Annotated in this window: 8 protein-coding genes and 1 pseudogene; 1 reads left to right on the forward strand and 8 read right to left on the reverse strand. The window is 68.9% G+C overall.

All coding sequences use genetic code 11. The features are described 5' to 3' along the window. The 8 genes from D7V88_RS28335 to D7V88_RS28375 form a co-directional block, all read right to left on the reverse strand. Positions 1-1,426 (reverse strand): tetratricopeptide repeat protein (locus tag D7V88_RS28335; RefSeq protein ID WP_120543752.1); only part of this gene is annotated, 1,426 nt, incomplete at its 3' end. After that, positions 1,423-5,286, reverse strand: coding sequence for a tetratricopeptide repeat protein (locus D7V88_RS28340; protein ID WP_244238440.1), 3,864 nt, complete (start codon positions 5,284-5,286; stop codon positions 1,423-1,425). The genes D7V88_RS28335 and D7V88_RS28340, both read right to left, overlap by 4 nt. A gap of 8 nt (positions 5,287-5,294) precedes the next feature. After that, a complete protein-coding gene (gene tagF, locus D7V88_RS28350; RefSeq protein WP_120543753.1) occupies positions 5,295-6,239 on the reverse strand; it encodes a type VI secretion system-associated protein TagF in 945 nt (314 codons plus the stop codon). Next, positions 6,239-9,898: a type VI secretion system membrane subunit TssM gene (gene tssM, locus D7V88_RS28355; RefSeq protein WP_120543754.1), complete on the reverse strand. Its 3,660-nt coding sequence runs from the start codon at positions 9,896-9,898 to the stop codon at positions 6,239-6,241. The genes tagF and tssM overlap by 1 nt, the downstream gene beginning before the upstream one ends. Continuing rightward, complete coding sequence (locus tag D7V88_RS28360) at positions 9,895-10,596, reverse strand: DotU family type IV/VI secretion system protein (protein ID WP_120543755.1); 702 nt, start codon at positions 10,594-10,596, stop codon at positions 9,895-9,897. The genes tssM and D7V88_RS28360 overlap by 4 nt, the downstream gene beginning before the upstream one ends. A 50-nt stretch (positions 10,597-10,646) precedes the next feature. Beyond that, positions 10,647-12,014 (reverse strand): type VI secretion system baseplate subunit TssK, encoded by a 1,368-nt coding sequence (tssK, locus tag D7V88_RS28365; protein WP_120543756.1) that lies wholly within the window; start codon positions 12,012-12,014, stop codon positions 10,647-10,649. Then, the gene (gene tssJ / locus D7V88_RS28370) at positions 12,011-12,640 is read right to left on the reverse strand and encodes a type VI secretion system lipoprotein TssJ (protein ID WP_244238441.1); all 630 of its coding nucleotides are present in this window, start codon (positions 12,638-12,640) and stop codon (positions 12,011-12,013) included. The genes tssK and tssJ overlap by 4 nt, the downstream gene beginning before the upstream one ends. 39 nt (positions 12,641-12,679) lie before the next feature. Then, complete coding sequence (locus D7V88_RS28375; RefSeq protein WP_120543757.1) at positions 12,680-14,944, reverse strand: type VI secretion system Vgr family protein; 2,265 nt, start codon at positions 14,942-14,944, stop codon at positions 12,680-12,682. Between the two features lie 193 nt (positions 14,945-15,137). Between D7V88_RS28375 and D7V88_RS28380 the strand changes: the two are divergent. Next, positions 15,138-15,675: pseudogene (locus tag D7V88_RS28380) on the forward strand (OmpA family protein); the annotation flags it as partial.

The raw sequence follows: 15,675 nt of genomic DNA on the forward strand, positions 1-15,675 counted from the left end.
GTTTCGGGGCTTCGGCGGGCCTCACGATGGCGCTCGCGGGCCTGGCCGAGGCGTCGGAAGGCTTCGCGGTGGCGGCGGCCGGCTTGACCGAGGCGTCGGGCGGCTTCGCGGTGGTGGTGGCCGGCTTGACCGAGGTGTCGGGCGGCTTCGTCGCGTCGGGCGGGGTCGCGGACTCGGGCGGCTTCGCGGCGGCTTCAGCGGCCTTGCGCAGCCCTTCCTTGCGTTCGCGCTCACGGCGACGCGTCTCGCGGTCAATGGCCTTGTCCGCGTCCTTCACGTACTGGGCGGTGCGCTCGTCGTCGCCGCCCCGGGCCTGGTACTGGGCCAGGTGGGACTTGGCCTTCTGGAGTCGCTCCAGCGTGTCCATGCCGGCGGGCTCCAGGTCCAGGTGGAGGATGGCCAGGTTGAAGTACAGGTCCTTGCTGTCGGGCTGGAGCTGGAGCACGCGCTCGTACTCGGCCAGGGCCCTGGCGAAGTCGCCTTCACCCCGCAGGGCGTTGCCCAGGTTGAGGTGGGCGGAGGCGAAGTCCGGCGCGGCGCGCACGGCGGACTCCAACTCCACGCGGGCGGCGGGGTAGTCCTCGCCCTCGTTGAGCAGGGTGCCCAGGTTGTTGCGCGCCTCGGCGAAGTCCGGACGCAGGGCGATGGCCTGACGGAAGCGCTCCAGCGCCTGCGGGCGCTCCTTGAGGCCCAGGTGCACGAGCCCCAGCGCGTTGAGCGTGGCCGCGTCCTGTGCGTCGATGGCGAGCGCGTTGCCCAGCACCATGGCCGCTAGCTCGTACTTGCCCTCGCGGGCGTACACCTGCGCGAGCACCTGCATCGCGGGCACGTATTGCTCGTCCGCCTGGAGCGCGCGACGGGCCTCGGCGACGGCGGGCGCGTGCTTCTTCTGCAGCACGAGCGACAGCGCGAGCGCCGTGCGCCGGGCCACCGCGTCCTGCTTCGTCAGCGATTCGCGCAGCTCCGCTTCCAGGGACGCCGCGCGGCCGGTGCGCGCGGACAGCCGCACGAGGCAGTCCCAGGCGGCTTTCAGCGAGGGGTCCAACGTCAGGGCCTGCCGGTAGGAGCGCTCCGCGTCGGGAAGGCGGCCCTGGCGCTCCTGCACGATGCCCAGGTTCGTCCACGCGGGGGCGAGCTTGGGCGACTTCTCCAGCAGGGCCTTGAGCGCGGTCTCCGCCATGCTCAGCTCGCCCCGCCGGGCGATCTCCACCGCGCGCGTGAAGTCCTTCTCCTGACCGGAGAGCGACCTGGGCGCTGGCGCCGCATCCACCTGGGGCTTCTGCTCGGGCGCCGTTTCGGGGGCGGACTTCCCGGAGGTGCTTGAGGTGCCGGTGGGCGTGGGGGCGGTGCGCGTCTCGGGGCCGGAGGCGCAGGCGGACAGCCAGAGCGCGAGGCCGGTGAGCGCGAAGCGTCTGGCGTGGATCATCGCGCGCCCTCTTCCGTCAGCCGGGGGGCCTGGACCGAATCGATGGGCGCGGGAGCCACGGGAGGGGTGAGGCTTCCCACGAGGCCCTCCGGGTACACGGTCTCCAGCGCGATGGCGCCCTTGGCTTCCTTGAGGACCGGGTACTCCTTGGGACGGAAGCGGTTGAGCGCTTCGAGCGTGCGGCGGGTCCACTCGTTGGAGACCCGGTACTTGCGCGCTTCCTTGAGCGTGGCGGCGTAGCTCTGCACCGCGCGCTCCTCCAACTCGACGGTGCGGTCGGTGAGGATGCCCTGGTACGTCGCCACGGCTTCGTCCCCCATGCGCTTGACCTCGGGCGGAACCGGGGCCTCCAGCAGCGTGTTGCCGAAGCGCTCCAGCGCGTACCCCTGCCGGTAGAACGCGGCCAGCGACCATTCGAGCTGCTTGTACGAAAGCACCTTCGCGTATGCCTCGTTCACCGCCTTCAAGGCCTCCGTCTTCTTCGTAACGCTCTTCTCCAGGGCCTTGTTCGCACCGGTGATCTTCAGCGCGTCGAACCGCTGGAACACGGCCTCCGCCTGCTGGAAGCGGCTGTAGGCGGCGGCCTCGGCGGCGCGCAGTTGCGTTTCGGGCTTCAGGCGGCGGCGGTCGAATTCGTCGGCCGCGGCGGCGTACGCGCGCTGGGCCTCCTTCGCGTTGCCCTGCTTCGCCCAGGCATTGCCCATGCGTCGCTTCGCGTCCACCACGAGCTCCGCCTGGTCGGACTTGCTCGCGAACTTGCGGACGAAGGCCTCCAGCGCCTTGATTTCGCCCTTCGTGTCGCCCTGCCGCTCCAGGATGCGGGCCGCGCGGTACTGGTTCTCCGGCGCGTTCTTGCTGTGGGGGAACAGCTCCACGAAGCGCTGGAAGGTGGCCGCGGCCTCCGCGTAGCGCTGCTGGCCTTCGAGCAGGGCCGCCGCGTTGAAGAGCGCCGCCTCGCGCTCCTCCGCCGACGGGTAGTCCTTCACCAGCTTCTGGTAGCTGGTGACGGCCTTGTCGAAGTCGTAGGACTTGTGCGCGTTGATGGCCACGCGGAACAGCGCGGTATGCGCCCACGGCGACTTCGGATAGTCGCGGTACACGCGCTCGTAGAGCTTCATCGCCGAGTCGAACCGGCGCAGCTCCTCGTAGGACACCGCCGCGTTGTTGAGCGCCTTGTCGGCGAACTCATGACGGGGCGCCTCGTCCACCAACTGGAGGTACTTCTTCGCCGCCTCCTCGTGGCGCTTCTGCGCCGCCAGTTGTTCGGCCAGGTTGAAGCGGCCGGCGAGCTTGAAGCGCGTCAGCTCGCGGTGCTGGTCGCTGTTCGGCGCCACCACCTGCGCGTTGCTGGCCAGCCGCGCGCTGACCTCCTCCACGCTCTTCCAGTCCTGGTCGACGAGGAAGGACTCGATGATGAGGTTGGTGGCGTAGCCGGCCACCGCGTGCTTCGGGTACGCCTGGATCACATGCTCGAAGCGCGGACGGGCCTGGGCGAAGTCGTCGTGCGTGTAGAACAGCTCCGCGGCCTGGTAGGCGATGGCCGGCGCGGCCTCTTCCTTTGGCAGCAGGGCGACGTAGGCGTCGGACGCCTTCACCAGCCGCGCCTCCGTCTCCGCCAGGGCCACGGGCGCGTGCGCGCTGTCCTTCGGGCGTTCGGAGGAGCGCAGCGGCTTGCGCTCCGGCACGCGGCCTTCCTTCACGTCCCGGTCGAGCTGGGCCTTCCACGCGAGCACCGCGTTGTGCGCGGACACGTGGCGGTAGGTGTCGTCCTGGTTGGAGTCCCGCACCAGCTCGTAGGAACGCGCCGCCGCGTCGAACCGGTCCGAATTGAAGAGGCTCTCCGCGTAGAAGAAGCGCATCGCGTACGCGTTCTTGCTGCGCGGGAAGCGCTCCAGGTACGAACCGTACGCGCGAGCGGCGGCGGCGTAGGTGGCCTGGGCCTGCTCCGTCTTGCCCTCCTTCTGGAACACCTGCGCCTGCTGGTGCTGGTAGGAGGCGGCGGAGAACAGGCTCTGTTCGGCGAGCGTCTGCGCGTTGGACAGCGCGTTCGTGTCGTTCTTGTTCTTCTCGAACCACGCGCCGCCGGGCAGGTAGTTGTTGGCCAGCTTCTCGGATTCGAGGGCGTACAGGTCCATGCGCCGGTCGCGCTCGTAGGCCTGGACAATGCGCTGCTGGAGGCGCGGCGCGTCCGCGGTCAGCGGCTCCGTGGTCAGCACCTGCTGGTACGCGGCGATGGCGTCCGCGTTGCGCAACTGGTCGAAGTAGACGTTGCCCAGGCGGCGGTACACCTCCGCCTCGTAGGGGCGTCCGCCGCGCTTCGCGAAGAGCTCACGGGCCCGGGCCATGCCGCCCCAGGACTCGTCGGCCAGCGACAGCGCGATGTACTGGAGCGCCTCCGAGCGCAGGTCGCCTTCGTCCTTCTTGTCACCGGATTGCTGGTGCGACTGGTAGTGGTCCAGGAGCAGCAGGAAGCTGTCCACGGACTCCTCGAACCAGTCCATCCGGTAGTACGTCCAGGCGAGCTTGTAGCGGGCCTTGTCGTAGAACCGGTGCCCGGTGTCGCGCGTGGCGGCGGTGTAGGCGTCGGCGGCCTTGCGCAGCGCCGCGGGGTCCGTGTCGTCGTCGAACCAGTATTCGCCAATGCGCGTCCACGCGTCGGTGGCGAAGCGGCTGGTCGGGTAGCGCGTGGTGAGCTGCTGGTAGGTGGCGAGGCTCTCCTCGTCCTTGTGCTGTTCGGAGAGGCAGTACGCCAGCAGGTACAGGGAGCCGTCGTTGAGCTTGTAGTCCGGGAACTGCGCGAGCAGCTTGCGGTACACCCCGATGGACGGCGTGAAGTCCACCTCCGGCTCCGGCGGCAGGTCCGCCACCGCTTCGTCCGACAGCGTCCGCACGCGGTCCGTGTAGTCCTTGCGCGCGAGCTGGTGCTCGTCCGCGGAGCGCTCGTAGTACAGCTCCGCCAGCCGGAACATCACGTCCGGCGTGGCGCGCGGCTCGTTCGGGTAGCGGCGGAGGAAGTCCTCGAACCGGGAAATGGCGTCCAGCCGGTTCGTGCGCTCCTGCGACTCCAGCGTGGTGAGCGACTTCTCGTAGGAGCTGGAGAGCGCGGCGCGCTTCTGGTTGTAGCGGCGCTCCACCAGTTGCCTCACCTCCCGGTGGAAGTCGCGCGACTCCGCTTCGTAGGCCTCCAGCGCGCGGCTCACCTCGCCCAGCAGCTTCTCCTGTTCGGGCGTGTGGCCCAGGCCGTCCAGGTAGCGGGGCGCGGGCGCGGCGACGGGGGCTGGTGCGGGTTCAGGCGTCTGGAGCGAGGCGCGCAGCCGCATCACCCCTTCGAGCAGCGGACCGAAGGCGGGGCCCTGTCCCTCGAAGCGGGCGCGCGACAATTCCGCGAGTCGCGCGGCGGCTTCCGAGAGCTGGCCCAGCAGGTCGCTGTCTGCGGCCGTGACCTTCACGGACGGGAGCACACGCCCCATTCGCTCCACGAACCAGGTCACCGCGTTCGCCCGGCCTCGCAGGCGTTTCGCGTCCGGGAAGAGGGTGGGCCAGTACTGGTCGGTGACTTCCGCCAGCACCACCATGCCAGTGAGGGCGCCGGACAGGCCCTCCGTCATGTACATCCCGTACGCGAGGTAGGACGCGAGCCAGAGGTCCTTGGTGGTGTGCTGGAGAAGCTGGCCGGAGCCCCGCACGACGCCCGCCCAGTCCACGGCGTCGCTCGCGGGTGATTCGAGCTTGGCGACCTCCGTGGACACGGCCTCGTAGGCCGGATCGTGCTTCGCCTGCACGCCGGAGGGCTTGTCCTCGGAGATGGGCTCCAGCCAGGGACGGGTGCGCGCGCGAAGGAGTTCAGCGGAGGCGGTCATGGCGGGTGTCAGACCTTCCGTGCGACGGCGCGCAGGAGCTGTTCGATGGAGGCGGTGGGCGCGTCGAGGACCTCGCGCTGCGCCGGGCTCAAGGCCCGCTTCGCGCTGGCGAGCGCGGCGGTGCGCTGGGTCTTGAGCGGCCAGAGCTGCGCGCTCGCGAGGTCGGGCTGGGCCACGTACAGGAGGAGGGCGGCGGTCGGCGCGCCCAGGCACAAGAGCAGCCGGGGCCGGTCTCCTTCGGACCAGAGGAAGCCCGGCGACATCGACGGCCAGCGCAAGAGCCGCGACGCCAGCTCCAGCCACGCCACCGGCCCCAGGCGCCCGTCCAGCGGGCAGTCCAGCACCACCTGGGCCTGGGCCTGCTCACGGTGACGCTCGCCCTCGCAGGCCGTGAGGAAGGTGTGCAGCGCGTAGTAGCGGCCTTCGGGCGGCGCGTCCGCGCACACGGGCTGGAGCAGCTCCGCGCAGGAGTGCTCCGACAGGACGCTGGCGCGCAGCCGCTCCGCCAGCTTGAAGTCGCCAGGGCGGGGCAGTTGAAGCTGCGCCGCCCGCTCCAGCAGTTCGGGGATGCCCAGCCGGGGTGCGTCCCGCACCAGCTCGGTGCCCATCCGGAGGAAGGACTCGTACGCCTCCGGCAGCAGCGCGTACCGGTCCGCCAGCTCCGCCGCGGGCAGCTCCGTGAAGACGGCCAGGGGGAAGCCCCGGCCCACGCTGTCCGCGCTCGCGGCGACCACGCCCACCAGCGCGGCGGGATGTCCCGGCGCGGTGAAGACGAAGCGGTGCGGCGTCGCGGGCAGCTCCGCCCTCGCGCGCTGCACGCGGGCCATGCCCTCCTCCAACCAGCGGTGGAGCTGCTGGGCGAGGGGGCTGGCCGTGTTGTGCCGGACGAACTCCGCGTGCCGTGGCGTCTTGCCGAGCAGGCCGATCCGGTGTGCGGGCGGGACCACCCTCATCAGGGAGGCCCGTCCTGTGCCACGAGGTGCTTGCCGCTGCCGCAGTTCGTGTCGCCGCGCGCGATGCCACGGGGCGGCTGGAGGCCGGGGTCGCGGAAGATCTGCATCAGCTTGCCCTTGTTGCCGGACAGGCCGAAGAACGGGTTGCTGGTGCGCTCCGGGCGGATGTCGATGGAGATGAGCGCGCCCTTCATGTCCTCGATCTCCCAGATGGCGGTGAAGTAGCGGCCGTCCGCGCTGGGTTCGATGCGCTTCACGCGCTCCAGCAGGCGGAAGAGGCCCCACTCGCCGGGCTCGTCGATGTCGCCCGTGGCCCCGGAGGCGTGCTCCACGTGGATGTGCGCCCCGAGCTTTCCGGCCGCGCCTGGCCAGGTCATCGGCTTCCACACGGTGTCCGGGCCGTTGCGGTACGTCTCATCCGTGCCGTCGAGCGTGAAGGAGACGGCGGAGATCTCCGACGCGGCGTTGTCGGCGGAGGTGCCGGCCCGGATGCGCACCTGGAAGCGCACCAGCGGATCCACGGAGTCCCCCACGAAGAGGGTGCTGGCCAACGCGCTGCTCTTCTCCAGGAACGTCAGCATCTCCGGCCGGTAGTTGGAGGCGCTCTGCGGCACCATGAACTCCCACTTGCGGCCCTTGGGTGCCACGTCCTCCAGCAGTTGATCCTTGTAGAACTTGCGGATGGTGCCGCCTTCCGGTCGCAGAAACTCCGCGAGCTCCGGCAGCGGGGCCTCCAGCAGCGACGTGGCGACGAACGGGTAGCGTCCCGCCATGAGCTGCTCATAGGGCGTGACGACCTGCTCGCACCACAGGCTGCTCTTTCCGTTCGCCACGCCGGTGGTGATGGTGATGTCCACGTTGCGCAGCGGCGGCATCAACAGCCGTTCAAGGATGGGCGCGGCGCCCTCCTGCTGGCGGATGAGCGCCTCCACCAGCAGCTTCGTGGATTTGATCTTGTCGAGGAGCAGGCGCGACTCGGCGGGCTTCTCCTTCACCGCGAGCAGCGTGGCTTGCACCACCAGGAGGTGATCCTCGTAGAACTGGAGCGCCGTCTGATGTTCCTGGATGTCGTCCGTGGCGTTCTTCACGGTGACGAAGCGGACGAGGGACGAGAAGGCCGCCTCGACATCTCTGGGCCGCAGCTCCTCCCCGCCGTTGGTGGCGCGCGGATCGATGAGCTCGGGCGGAGCCTTCTTCTCCGCCTCCTGCTTCGACGCGAACAGCTTCTCCACCAGTCCCGGTTCCTCCTTCTCCTTGGCGCCCCGGGCCTTCTTCTCCAACTGCACGTTGTGCACGACGGCATTGAAGAGTCGGCCGTACGCGGATGGTTTGCCGCGCAGCAGGCTGTCGACGAGCTCCTGGGTCTGCTCCAGGTTGTTGGGCTCCTGGACGCGGATGGAGCGCAGGAAGTCGAACCACTCCTGGATGTAGGTCTCGAAGTAGTCCGTGCGCAGTTGCGCGCGCGTGGCCTTCTCGTCCTCCGCCGAGTCCCGGTCGAGCACCCACGTCTGCCGGTTCTCGAAGGCGCTGGCGAGCCGGGGGCTCACCACATTCTCCCAGGCGTTCTTCGTGAAGGCGCCGCGGATCTTGGCGCGGGTCGTGAAGGCGGGGACCGCGCCCACCAGCTCCTCCAGGTACACGTCGGGATATTCGCGGCCGGCGTCGGCGATGATCTGCTCCAGCTCCAGCGTGGCCAGCGGCACACGGTTGAGGGCCCTGCGGGCGGCGCGCACCACGCGGTCATCGCGCGGGAAGGCCAGCCGCTCCGGCTCCTCCGCGAGCATGCGGATGTACGTCGCGGCGTGGTGGCTGATGGTCTGCTCGAGGTCGACCTGGCCCGACGTACCCTTCACGTTGGTCCAGTGCTCCACCATCTTGCGCACCAGCCACTCGCGATGGGCGTCGTCGAGTTCCGGCTCCCCCTGCGCGCGTGGCTGGGTGATGAGCAGGTACATCTTCAGATCTTCGAAGTGCTTGCGGTAGTCGTCCGAGCTGGGCTTCCAGTCCAGCCGCGCCTGGTTCTGGGAGAAGAGCATCAGGCTCTGCTGGATGCGTTCGTACTGGAGCCCCAGCAGCACCCGGCGCAGCGACGCGTTGTAGAAGGACTGCGCGACGGGGAAGAGCTGGTCGCCCTTGTACATGCCGAAGCGCATCCACACGGGCACGCCGTCGGTGCGGTGCGAGGTGAGCTCCTGGAGCTGCTTGCGCAGGGGCGTGAGGTCCTGCACCCGGCTGATGTCGTCCTTGCGGTCCGCGTTCACCACCGTGATGGCGTCGCGCACCTCCTGCGCCAGCTCCCGGTTCTTGAAGAAGGACAGCGTGGGAAGGCACAGCACCAACGCCGTCGCCGCGAAGGCCGCGCCCGCCAGCGCGAGCCGCCGCTTGCGCAACCGCAGCTCCTCCGCCGAGCTGCGCACGGCGACCTTCTGGTCCAGGAACATCACCTTCGTGAAGACGTCCCAGAGGAAGTAGCTGCGGCCCTCGGCGGTGGTCTCCGCCTGGGGGCGTCCGTTCGTCGTTCCGAACACGTCCCCCGCGGAGGGCGACACCAGCTCCACCGAGCGCACGTCCTGGGTGGCGCTGGTGAAGTACAGGCCGCGGAACACCGGCGTGTCCTGGAAGATGTTCTCCAGGAAGAGCGGCTGGACGAACTCCGACAGCGTCTTGCGGAGCGCGTCGAACTTCTGGGGGAACTGGTGGATGCGCTCGCGCGTCTCCTGCTGGCGCTCCTCGCCGATGCGCTTGATGGAGCGCTGCTCCAGCACCGCCGTCAGCTCGTCGAAGCGCTGCAACAGCAGCTCCGTGGACGCCTCCTTCTGCGCGTCCATGGGGATGGTGAAGCCCCAGAGCTGTCCGCGCTCGGAGCGGGGCAGGTCGGAGAACATCTCCACGAAGCCGGGCAGCAGGTCGCACTTGGTGACCATCAGGTAGACGGGCACCAGCATGCGCAGCCGCGAGGTGATTTCATCCAGGCGCTCGCGGATGCCCTGGCCCAGCTCGCCCGCCGCCTGCGGGTCCATGGTCAACAGCTCGTCGATGCTCACCGCCACGATGAGGCCGTTGATGGGCCGGCGCGGGCGGTGCTTGATCAGCGTGTCGAGGAAGGCGAGCCACTCCGGGCGTTCGTCCTCGCTGGCGACGTAGCGGCCCGCCGTGTCGAGGATGACGGCCTCGTTGGTGAGCCACCAGTCGCAGTTGCGCGTGCCGCCCACGCCCCGGACGCCGCCGCCCTTGCTGGAGGACAGGTAGGGGAACTTGAGCCCGGAGTTGCGCAGCGCCGTGCTCTTGCCGGCGCCCGGCGGGCCCACGATGAGGTACCAGGGAAGCACCGCCAGCGCGTCCTTGCCGCCGCGCGACAGCTTGGAGGTCTTGAGCGCCTCCACCGCCTTGGTGAACTCCGCCTGCATTGCCTTGATCTCCGGTTGGAGATCCGGCCGCACCGTCTTGAGCTCTTCCGCGGCCTGCTGCTGGAGGGCGCCCTCCAGGTTCTTCGCGGCCTTCCGCGCCCGGATGCGCTTGATGAGCCACGCGCCGCCCAGCACCAGCAGCGTCACGCCCGCCACGGCGATCGCGACCCACAGCGGAGGCAGGTGCAGCTTGAGGATGGCGGCCCCGCCCAACCCCAGCAGGGCCAGGAAGAAGAGGAGGTAGGCGATCACGGGGCCGCGCCTCCGTTGGCGTTGTTCTTCGCCACGTGGAGCTCGATGTCCTTCATGAGCATCTTCAGGGTGTTGTCGAGGCTGAAGGCCAGCCCGCCGTACATCAGCAGCGCGGTCACCAGGGCCCCCGCGGCGATGGACACGATGGAGGCCTTCTTGCGCGCGGAGAACAGCGCTTCGGTGGGACGCTCACCGTGCGGTGACAACACGTCGAAGTCGAACGGACGCGCTCGCTGCAAATCTTTCTGCACGGTGTCGATGAGCGTCATCAGCTCCAGCTCGCCGCCGCGGATGCGGTAGCGGCCCTGGAAGCCGAAGAGCATGCAGAGGTAGTAGACCCGCAAGACGTCCGCGCGGTGCGGATCCTTGCGCACGGCGTGCAGCCGGCTGAAGAAGCCGTCACCGGCCACGTTCTCGTTGAAGTAGTGCAGTTGGAGCAGGTGGCTCATCCAGAACTGCCGGTAGGGCTCCGGCTTGCCCAGCACCACTTCGTCCAGGAGCGCGACCAGCGCGTAGGCCATGTCCTGCGCGTCCTGGTGGCTGAAGCCCAGCACGGCGGAGCGGCGCAGCAGTTCGTCCACGACCCCTCGAAGCTGGAAGTGCAGCTTCTCCGGCGGAGCCACCGAGGCAGCGTCCGAACGTCGGAGCTGGATGGCGGCGTCGAGGCAATCCTTGGTGGCTTCGTTGACTCGGTCCATGGGAGGGCGGCCAGGCCGGGACGCTCGAAGGAGCGCCCGGTCGAAAGGGGCTAGCGGTTGGAGGTGGGGACGGCGAGCAGTTCCACGCTGGTGGTGCCCACGTCGAAGGGCTGCGGCAGGTAGAGCGCGAGCGTCCGGTCGCGCAGGGCGTTCTTCCAGTAGCCGTCCTGCATGGAGAGGGTGAAGTAGACGACCCCCGGCCGCACCGGCACCTCCGGCGGCGGGCGGTACGTCACCTCCAGCGGCACGCCGGGCGCGGCGGCCTGCACCAGGCCCTGGATGTCACCCCAACTGGCCATCTTGGACAGCTTCGGGAGCTGTTCGGCGACCACCTTCTCCGGGAGGTCGCTGCGGATGGTGAGCAGGAACTGGCCGCACCGCTCCAGCCGCTCGTCCTCCAGCTTGCCTCGGAAGAGCCGGTCCGCTCCGGCCTCCATCGTCACGGTGAGGCACTGCTCCAGCGCCACCGCGTGCATCAGCTCCCCGATGCGCCGGAACAGCTCCTCGAAGGTGGCGCGCAGGTTGATGAACTGGAAGGCGGGCAGGGTGGACGGATCCGCGTTCACCGCGAAGGTGCACAACTGCCCCGCGAACTGGCTGAGCAGCAGGTACAGCGACTGCGGCCGCAGGTTGCCCGCGTCCAGCGCGTGCTGCACCACGGGGATGATGCCGTTGAGCGCGTTGAGCTCCAGGAAGAGCGTCACGTCCGACGCGGTGAACTCCAGCGCGGACGCGTCCCGGTGCCGACGGCGCGAGGACAACTGCCGCTGCTTGGACACCAAGAGCCGCAGGAGCGTGCGCAGCTCGTTCGTGATGGACGAGGACGCGTCGATGCGCAGGCACGGCGGGATGTACGACGGGACCAGCGTCAGGTTGCCGGCCTTGTCCCGCTCCAGCTCCGCGATCTTGATGGCCTCGTAGTCGTCGCGCTGTTCGGTGCCGAAGAGCAGCCGCACGTTGCGCTGTCCGAAGGACACCGGGACGATGGAGGTGGACGACGTGAGGTCGCTGATGGGCCGCGTGGACGGGGTGTAGCGCGGGCTGCCGCCCACCTTGTCCGTGCCGCCGTAGCTCTCCACGCCGCTGCGCTCACGCGGCACGCCGATGAACACGTCCAGCACGCGCTGGGCGGGGGGAAAGGCGCCGTCCGCGGGGCGCGCGGCCGGGGCCTCGGGGTCGCCGCTCTGGAGCGACACGGACAGGCCGTCCGGAAGGATGCCGGTGAAGCTGGAGAGCTGCACCAGGCCCGCGCGCAGCGACTCCATGTCGAACGCCAGGGACACCACGCCCCACGGGTACGGCTCCAGCGAGCCCAGCCGCGTGTCCAGCAGGGCCTCGTGGTAGATGTCCATCTGCTGGAGGTGGTGGGGGCTCATGAACATGCCCTCCGACCACACGACGCGTTGAGGGGACTTCATGCACCTCTCCGGGGCTCCGGCGTCACACCGGGGGATGGCTGCTGCGAAGGCTCCGGCACCCAGGTGGACATGGGCGGCTGGAGCAGAAGGTCGATCTGGTAGCCCTGCAGGCGGTATCTCAGCTCCTGGTCGCCCTTCTTGGGTGCCCCCAGGTCGCCGCCCGCCGGACGCTCCACGCACTGCTCCTCCGGCACCGGCGGCAGCACCGCCACCGTGCGCCACGCGTAGCCGAGCGGCTGGCGGAAGTGGCCCATGGTCAGCACGAAGTGCGCCTGGGGGTCGCGCTGCAACCAGCGCTGGTTCGTCTGGCCCGGCGCGACGACGAACTCCGCGGACTGAAGCAGATCATCCTTGAGCAGATCCTCGGCGCGGCCCCACAGGTCGCGGAAGCTGGCGCGCTCCAGCCGGGCGCTGTCCTTGAGCTGGATGACCCGCACCACCGTGGGCAGCGAGCGTCCCCGGGGATCCGGGTTGACCTGTTCGGAGACGTTCAGCACCACGTGGAAGGGAGGCGGCGTCTCGCATTGTTGCGCCACGCGTTTCACGCACCCCGTGGCCGTCAGCGAGGCCAGGAGGCAGACGCAAAGCGAGATGGCGCGCGTGAAGAATTCCTGGGTGCGCATCATGGGATGGAGGAACTGCTGCGTCTGGAATGCAATGGCGGCCTAGTTCTCGGAGATCTTCGAGCCCTTGATGATCACGTCGCCGCTCGCGGTGACTTCAATCTTCGCGCCCTTGATGACCACGTCTCCGTTCTTCTTCACCTGGAGGGTGGCGGACCCGACCTTCAAGGTGAATTGCTCCTGGGCCACCAGGGCAATCTCCTTGGCGGAGAGCGTGTAGGCGTCCTTGACGGCGTGGTTGAGCTTGCCGCCCACGCTCAACAGCAGATCCTTCTCCACCTTGAGGGTGCGGGACTTCTGCACCTCTTCGGACAAGTCACCGCCGACCTGGAGGCTGCGTGAGCCCTTGACGGTCTCCGACTTCCTGGCGCCAACGACTTCCACCTTGGCGCCGCCGACCTGTTCGGACTTGAGGCCGCCCACCAGCTCGTTGAAGGCCGCGCCCACGGTGACGGCGAGCGCGCCGCCCACGTTGAGCATCTTTCCCAGCCCCACCGTCTCCGCGGAGGCCAGCGTGACGGACACGCTCTGGTTGCCGCTCACCGCGACCGACTGGTCGCCCGTTACGGCCTCGCTGTGGTTGCCCATCACGGTGGTGGAGCGGTTGCCCGTCACCGCCAGGGACTGGTTGCCGCCCACCACGGAGTCGTCGTTCTTCTTCACCTCGAGCGACTGGTTGCCTTCGATGGTGCGGCTGCGGTCCTTCTTGACGAGGAGCGTCTCGTTGCCGCCCACGAGCTGCGTCTTGTCGTTCTCGACGACGATGTTGAGGTCCTTCTGGGCGTGGAAGTAGACCTCCTCGGAGCCGGCGGCGTCCTCGAATCTCAGCTCGTTGAAGCCGTCGCCACCGGGGCTGGAGCTGGAGCGCAGCGTGCTCTTGGTCTTCTCCGCGGGCAGGTCGATGGGCGGCGGGTTCTGCCCGTTGTAGACGCTGCCGGTGATGATGGGCCGGTCCGGATCCCCCTCCAGGAATTCGACGACGACCTCCTGGCCGATGCGCGGCAGGTACAGGGCGCCCCAGCCGGGGCCCGCCCACGCCTGGCTCACGCGGATCCAGCAGGAGCTCTTGTCGTCGCTCTTGCCCTCGCGGTCCCAGTGGAACTGGACCTTGATGCGGCCGTGCTCGTCGGTGTGGATCTCCTCGCCGGAGGGGCCCACGACGATGGCCGTCTGCGCGCCCGGGATGACGGGGCGGGGCGTGCTGCGCAGCGGCCGGAAGGGCACCGTGGCCGGCTGGCAGAGGAATTCGTTGAGGTAGCCCTCCTTCGCGCCCAGCGAGGCCTGCTCCGCCACCAGGGCTTCGATCTGGTGGCCGGTGTGTTTCACGGAGAGGGGCAGGTACTTGCGGTTGAGGGCGCTGTCCGGGTGCTCGGCCAGCTCGAAGGTGTGGCCCGCGCAGATGCGCCGGCTGTAGCTGGCGCCGGACACCGTCTCCACCCGGGCGCGCAGCTCCTCCAGGCGGATCTTCGCGAGCGCCTTGCCCGCGCCGGGATCCTCGTAGAGGCCCGGGTAGTCGTAGATCTCCAGGGCGGACTCGCCGTCGTCGGCGGAGGTGGTGGCGCCCAGGTCCTGCGCGGGGCGGGTGAAGTTGAAGTCCCGCATCGCCACCGCGCCGGGCTGGACCTCCAGCTTCGCGGAGAGCGAGTGGATGAACTCCTTTGGCGCGACCATCCGGGAGCGCTCGCGGAAGACGAGCTTGGGGTCTCCCATCATCGCCGGGTTGGCGGACGCGGCGTCGCCGAGCACCATCGTGTGCGCGTCCTCGCCGTGCTCGAAGAGGTAGAAGATGCCTTCCTCCTCCAGGAGTCGGGAGACGAAGGCGAGGTCGGATTCGCGGTACTGCACGCAGTAGTCGCGCTTGCGGTAGCTGCTGGAGAGCGCCAGCCGGTGCTCCACCTGTCCCTGTTCGAGCACCTTGTGCACGATCTGCGGGACGGTCAGCTCCTGGAAGATGCGGCTGCGGCGGGTGTGCCGAAGCGTCCACAGGCGAGGCACCACCGTCACCCTGTAGCGCCGGCGCTGGGGCCCGGTGCCTTCGTCCCGGCGGTCGATGCGGGCGACCACGCCATGGAAGAAGCGGGCGGTGCCATCCCCCAACTGCACGGTGAGCCGCGCGGCCTTGCCGAGCAGTGCCGTGTCGTCCAGCTCCACGTCTGGCTTCGGCGTCAGGGCGACTTCGACGGAGTAGGGCTGAGACAGCGTCTCATCCGCTTCGAAGCCCAGGACGCTGAGATCGTCCGCGGTGTGCGGCCCGAGCTGGAAGTCGAATTCCGTCTGGTTCGCCAGCAGCGCAGCATTCGCGATCATTGTCTCTCCCGCGTCACGGAAGCCCCCGGGCTCACCAGACGCCTGCGATGAATGCAGGGGTGATCGCCTGCCAAATTAGAAACACGTGGCGGCCTGGGTCCGCAAGTGCTTGCGGGCGTGAAAAAAGCATTTCTTCACGAAGGGTCCTGGTTGTTCCTCGCCCTGGTATAGTGTTGGACGTGGGCGGGGGGCCATGGATCACGGTGCGAAATGGATTCGGGCGGCCCCGCCAGGAATTCCCTCCGGGAGCGCGATGAAACGAAGGATCCTCCTGTGCCGGCTGCATGTGCTGTCGCTTGTCCTGCTCTCCGCGACCACCTTCGCCCAGACGCCGTTGCCCGGCATCGAGCTGGAGCGGCTGGAGCTGAACCCTGGCGCGGAGGGTTCACTCGTCGTGAGTCTGGGACAGCTCCTGCCCTCGGGCCACTATCGAGCCACCGTGGCAATGCAGTACGCGCACGATCCCCTTCTCTTTGAACGGGATGGTGAGGCTTTCCGGATTGTCGGGAGTCGGGCGACCACGCATCTGGCTGTAGCGTATTCCGTTACAGATTGGATGCAGTTCGGCCTTCAGCTTCCGGTGGTCGCGTTCCAGAGCGGGTCGGATCTGACGGGGGAGAACATCACGCGGCCCGCGAGCTTCGCGTTGGGGACGCCGTCGGCCAGCGCCCGGGTGGGGATCCTCACGCAAGACAATGAAGGGGGCGTGGATCTGGCATTGGAGATGGGGG

Origin of the sequence: Corallococcus terminator, assembly GCF_003611635.1 — a bacterium.
Classification (GTDB): Bacteria; Myxococcota; Myxococcia; order Myxococcales; family Myxococcaceae; genus Corallococcus; species Corallococcus terminator.